Genomic DNA, 4793 nt, shown 5'->3' on the forward strand with positions numbered 1-4793 from the left:
AGCGGATCGCACTGGCCCGGGCGATCTTGAAGGACGCTCCTATCGTGGTACTGGATGAGGCCACCGCTTTTTTGGACCCGGAGAATGAGGAGAAAATGAACGCCGCCATTGCCGAGGTGATCCGGGGCAAGACGGTCATCGTCATCGCCCACCGGCTTCAGTCCATTGTAGGCGCCGATCAGATCGTGGTGCTGGACCAGGGCAATGTGGCAGGGATCGGCCGCCACGATACATTGCGAAAGACTTGCCCCGCCTATGAAAAACTGTGGCGGGCTGCCGAGGGAGCCGCTGCCTGGCGTGTCTCTGCGGAGAAAGGAGGCGACGAGGCATGATCGCGCTGATGAAACGAATCCTGTCCGTATCCGGCCCATATCAGGGGCGGATCAAGCTGGCCTTTGTCTTTGCGTTCCTGAAGGCCATGCTGTCCAAGGCCCCCATCGGTCTGTCCTTCCTGGCCCTGAGCGCTTTTCTCCAGGGAACCATGACGGCACGGCTGTGCCTGTGGCTGGCGGTGGGCACGGTGGGTTGCGTTCTGCTAGAATGCCTGTGCCAGAACATCGCCGACCGGCTCCAGGCCGCGGCGGGCTATATGGTATTCGCCGATCTGCGCATGGAGCTGGGACGGCATTTGCGCCGCCTGCCCATGGGCTATTTCACAGAGGGCAACATCGGCAAAATCAGTTCCGTTCTGTCCACCGACATGGTGTTCATTGAGGAGAACTGTATGCACGACATTGCCAACATGATGAGCTATACCTTTGCCCAGGCTATTCTGGTGCTGTGGCTGGCCTTCCTGAATCCCTGGCTGGGACTGGCCGCCTTGGTGGTGGTAGGGATCATTTGGCAGCTGGGCCGCGCTTCCCTGGGGAGCACCCTGGCCCACTCCGACATCCGACAGGAGCAGAGCGAGGCTCTCACACGGGCAGTGCTGGACTATGTGGAGGGCATTGGTATTGCCAAGACCTTCAACCTGCTGGGAGAGCGTTCCGAGCAACTCACCGAAAATTTCGCCCGAAGCCGCAAGGTCAGCATCGAGTTCGAGGAGAGTCAGGCTCCCTGGATGCGGGCCCTCTATCTGGTGTGCGGTCTGGGCTCTGTGCTGATAATCCCCCTGTCACTCTGGCTCTATGGCCGTGGGCAGCTCTCCATCACCTTCCTGCTGGGTGTCTTGCTCTTCGTCTTTGACCTCTTCGGCCCCATTAAGGCGCTCTATAGTCAAGCCACCCGCCTGACGGTGATGAACGCCTGCATGGACCGGATCGAGGCAGTGTTGGCTCAGCCGGAACTGCCTGACCGGGGCCGGGAGTCCTTCCCCAAAGCCGGCGGTGCCCCAGAGGTGGAGTTCCGAAATGTCACCTTCGCCTACGGGGAGAAAGAGGTTCTGCATGATGTCTCCTTCACGCTGGAGAAAAACCGGATGCTGGCCCTGGTGGGGCCTTCTGGCGGCGGTAAAAGTACGGTAGCCAACCTGCTCTCCCGGTTTTGGGATGTCAAACAGGGACAGATCCTGGTGCGGGGCAGTGACATCCGCGATATTCCTCTTTCTGATCTGATGGATCAGATCTCTATGGTGTTCCAGCGGGTCTACTTATTCCAGGATACCGTCTATAACAACATCGCCATGGGACGGACAGACGCCACACGGGAGGAGGTCTATGAGGCGGCCAGAAAAGCCCGATGCTATGACTTCATCATGGAGCTACCCGACGGCTTTGACACTGTTATCGGCGAAGGTGGAGCCAGCCTATCTGGCGGAGAGAGGCAGCGAATCTCCATTGCCCGCTGCATTCTGAAGGATGCTCCCATCGTCATTCTGGATGAGGCCACTGCCAGCGTGGACGCCGACAACGAGAGCTACATCCAGGAGGCCATCACCCAGCTGTGCCGGGGCAAGACCCTGCTGGTCATTGCCCACCGGCTCAATACCATTCGCCACGCCGATGAGATCCTGGTTATCGACCAGGGGCGCATCGTTCAGGCCGGCGACCACGACAAACTTATGGCGGAGGAGGGCATTTACCGCCGCTTCATCACCGCCCGCTCCAATCCCACCGGTTGGTGCCGGTAAACACAGTGAGCCGAACGAAACGGAAAGAATGGCCGGGAGATGTATCCCGGTCATTCTTCGTTCTCGCTTCTTCCCTTGATTTATCCCAGAGAACATGCAAAACCAATATGGCGGCATCTTGCAATTTCGTGCGACAAAGAGTATGATGTAGTTAGCAATCGCTAACCATCATTGAGGTGACCATATAGGATGGATGACAACAAGCAGTTTTGGGAGCGGTTTTCACGGCGTTACTCCGGTTTCATGCGCCGCTCCCAGGCAACCTATCAGCAGATATGCAAAGCAATGCGCCCTTTTCTGAAACGGGACATGGATGTGCTGGAGTTGGCCTGCGGAACAGGCCAGCTGTCCGTGCCGCTGTCTCCATGTGTCCGGAGCTGGGAGGCAACCGACTTTTCAGCCGAAATGATCCGTCAGGCCAAGAAGCAGGTGCATTCCTCTCGGCTCCATTTCTCCGTCCAGGACGCTACCAAGCTGCCCTACGGCCCGGAGAGCTTCGATGCGGTCGTGATCTCCAACGCCCTCCATGTCATGCCTCACCCGGAAAAAGCTCTGGCGGAAGCCTGGCGGGTTCTGAAGCCGGGGGGATGGCTGTTCGCCCCCACCTTTGTCTGGGGCAAAAGCCGAAGCGCCAGACTCCGGCTCTGGTTCATGGGGCTGTCAGGCTTTCGGGTGTACCATGTTTGGACTGCCGGGGAGCTGATGGCATACCTGTCCGAGTGCGGCTATTCCATCGTTCGCCATCAGCTTCTCGGAAGTTCGTTGGTGCCGCTGTGCTGTCTGATAGCCAGGAAGATCCCGGATGAACGGACTGCAGCACGGCAGACCACCGTCCGGTCCGCGCAGCTCGATGATCCAAAAGTCAAGAAGGAGTGAGAGAACATGTGGAAGTACACAGTGGAAGTCAACGGAATGATGTGCGGGATGTGCGAGGCTCATGTCAATGACGCTGTGCGCAAAGCCTGCCCGGTCAAAAAGGTGAGTTCTTCCCGAAGCAAAAACCAGACCGTGATCCTCTCTGAAACGGAGCTGGACACGGAGGCTGTTATGAACGCCATTCGCAGCACGGGGTATGAGGTCGGCACGATCCAGAAGGAGCCGTACAAAAAGAGAGGATTGTTCGGTTGAGTTCATTGGCAGCAGCGGCCAGAAAAGAGGCATAAAAATGAATACGGCAATGCAGTCGTTTGGATATGGATTAGTGGCTCTGCTGTTTTGCATCGCTATTCTTGGCGTGTGCCATAAAATCAAAAAAGCCGCCCGAAAGGTTTTGAAAAGCCAGCAGACACATAAGGATGAGCTGCCGTAAGCGTTTGGAGCTATGGAGCAGGTACGCTTGGCGGTGAACTTACACAGCAGGTCGCTCCTGATTTAAAAGCGCAGATCACATAAAAATGAGGTGGAGGCCATATCCAGGCTCCACCTCATTTAATATTCCGTGCCAAATGGCAGGTATTCACTTATCGCGTTGCCGCTCGATAGCAAAGTCCGCCAAATTTGCACAGGCTCATTGCCCGTGCGCATCTTCCCGCATTTTCGTTACCTGCTCCAAGTGCGCCTGCACCGCCGCAAAGGATTTTTCGCTGATCACATGCTCGATCCGGCAGGCATCCTCGGTCGCAGTCTCTTCGTCCACGCCTAATTCCATCAGCATCTGGCTCAACACCGTGTGGCGGGTGTACATCGTCTTAGCAATGGCAAGTCCGGTCTCCGTCAGGGTGATCGCACCGTCAGCATCCACATTCACATATCCGTCCTTTTTCAGAATGGACATGGCTCTGCTGACGCTGGGCTTGGTAAAGCCCAACTGCGCTCCCACATCGATAGCTCGAACGAAGGTGCTGTTCTGTGAAAGAATATAGATGGTTTCCAGATACATCTGGCCAGACTCGTGAATCGCCATAGGAACCTCCAAAAAACGGGCGTTTTGCTTATTATAACACAGGCGTCCGACAAACGCCATTTTTTCTGTCAACAAAATCCATCCGTCCTCTTGACAAGCGAATTTGCCCTGTATATAATTGCATTAGTTAGCTACCGCTAACCAAGAGGCGGCAGCTATATATTTGACGCTTTGGTTAGCTATTGCTAACCGTGTTTGCTGTCCGTTTTTTCATTTTGCCGTACAGTCTTCGCATGGACATGATTTTGTGAGGGAAACGCCTATGTCAGAGGATCTGCTGATTCGCCACTGTTCTCCCACCCTGGCCGGGATCAAGACGGGAAACCTCTTTTCCTGCGCCTGTCCCAGCCGGAAGGATCTGACGAGAGACTTATGCCGGCTGAACAAGAAACTGGTGCCCAAGGGCATCCGCGTTCTGCCGCTCCGGGTTCGCAAAGGCCGCGCTTTGATCTATGCCTACCGGCCCAATGCGCTGGAGAGCGATCTGACCGATTACCGCGCCAGAGCATTGCTTCTCAAATACGGCTATGTGCCGGAAAATCCCAATGGCTGTGTGGTTCACCTGATCCACCGGCTCCGGAGCGAGGGGGAATTTCCCCATGAGATCGGACTGTTTTTGAGCTATCCGCCGGAGGATGTGCTGGGCTTCATCTGCAATCGGGCATGCAATCACAAGTGCGTGGGCTGCTGGAAGGTCTACGGCGACGAGCAGGCCGCCAGAAACATCTTTGAGAAATACGAGATGTGCAGCAAAATCTACTCCCGGCAGTGGCAGCAAGGGAAATCCATCGAGCAGCTCACCGTGGCTGGTTGATGTTTCTA

At 56.1% G+C, this 4793-nt stretch carries 6 protein-coding genes and 1 pseudogene; 6 read left to right on the forward strand and 1 reads right to left on the reverse strand.

Annotation, left to right across the window (positions count from 1 at the left end; genetic code table 11):
* The 5 genes and pseudogenes from H6B10_RS12625 to H6B10_RS18075 all read left to right on the forward strand — a co-directional run.
* Positions 1 to 332 (forward strand): annotated as a pseudogene (locus H6B10_RS12625) (ABC transporter ATP-binding protein); the annotation flags it as partial.
* On the forward strand, positions 329 to 2068 hold the full coding sequence (locus tag H6B10_RS12630) for an ABC transporter ATP-binding protein (protein ID WP_204651932.1): 1740 nt from the start codon (positions 329 to 331) through the stop codon (positions 2066 to 2068). The pseudogene H6B10_RS12625 and the gene H6B10_RS12630, both read left to right, overlap by 4 nt.
* A 189-nt stretch (positions 2069 to 2257) precedes the next feature.
* Positions 2258 to 2944, forward strand: a complete 687-nt coding sequence (locus tag H6B10_RS12635) for a class I SAM-dependent methyltransferase (RefSeq protein WP_204651933.1) — start codon at positions 2258 to 2260, stop codon at positions 2942 to 2944.
* A gap of 6 nt (positions 2945 to 2950) precedes the next feature.
* Positions 2951 to 3196, forward strand: coding sequence for a heavy-metal-associated domain-containing protein (locus H6B10_RS12640; RefSeq protein WP_118643960.1), 246 nt, complete (start codon positions 2951 to 2953; stop codon positions 3194 to 3196).
* A gap of 37 nt (positions 3197 to 3233) precedes the next feature.
* Positions 3234 to 3377 (forward strand): hypothetical protein, encoded by a 144-nt coding sequence (locus tag H6B10_RS18075; protein ID WP_243427372.1) that lies wholly within the window; start codon positions 3234 to 3236, stop codon positions 3375 to 3377.
* Positions 3378 to 3575: 198 nt separating this feature from the next.
* On the opposite strand, the gene H6B10_RS12650 is transcribed toward H6B10_RS18075, so the two are convergent.
* Positions 3576 to 3971, reverse strand: a complete 396-nt coding sequence (locus H6B10_RS12650; protein ID WP_164475022.1) for a metal-dependent transcriptional regulator — start codon at positions 3969 to 3971, stop codon at positions 3576 to 3578.
* 262 nt (positions 3972 to 4233) lie between these two features.
* Between H6B10_RS12650 and H6B10_RS12655 the strand changes: the two genes are divergently transcribed.
* Entirely contained in the window at positions 4234 to 4785 is a 552-nt protein-coding gene (locus H6B10_RS12655; RefSeq protein ID WP_204651935.1) for a DUF3793 family protein, read from the forward strand.
* The last annotated feature ends 8 nt before the right edge of the window (positions 4786 to 4793 follow it).

The sequence above is a fragment of the Gemmiger formicilis genome (genome assembly GCF_016901605.1).
Lineage (GTDB): Bacteria > Bacillota > Clostridia > Oscillospirales > Ruminococcaceae > Gemmiger > Gemmiger formicilis_B.

Bases quoted from the DNA above. Each gene is read 5' to 3' on its own strand.
- H6B10_RS12630 (WP_204651932.1), top strand. From the start codon at position 329: ATGATCGCGCTGATGAAACGAATCCTGTCCGTATCCGGCCCATATCAG.
- H6B10_RS12635 (WP_204651933.1), top strand. From the start codon at position 2,258: ATGGATGACAACAAGCAGTTTTGGGAGCGGTTTTCACGGCGTTACTCC.
- H6B10_RS12640 (WP_118643960.1), top strand. From the start codon at position 2,951: ATGTGGAAGTACACAGTGGAAGTCAACGGAATGATGTGCGGGATGTGC.
- H6B10_RS18075 (WP_243427372.1), top strand. From the start codon at position 3,234: ATGAATACGGCAATGCAGTCGTTTGGATATGGATTAGTGGCTCTGCTG.
- H6B10_RS12650 (WP_164475022.1), bottom strand. From the start codon at position 3,971: ATGGCGATTCACGAGTCTGGCCAGATGTATCTGGAAACCATCTATATT.
- H6B10_RS12655 (WP_204651935.1), top strand. From the start codon at position 4,234: ATGTCAGAGGATCTGCTGATTCGCCACTGTTCTCCCACCCTGGCCGGG.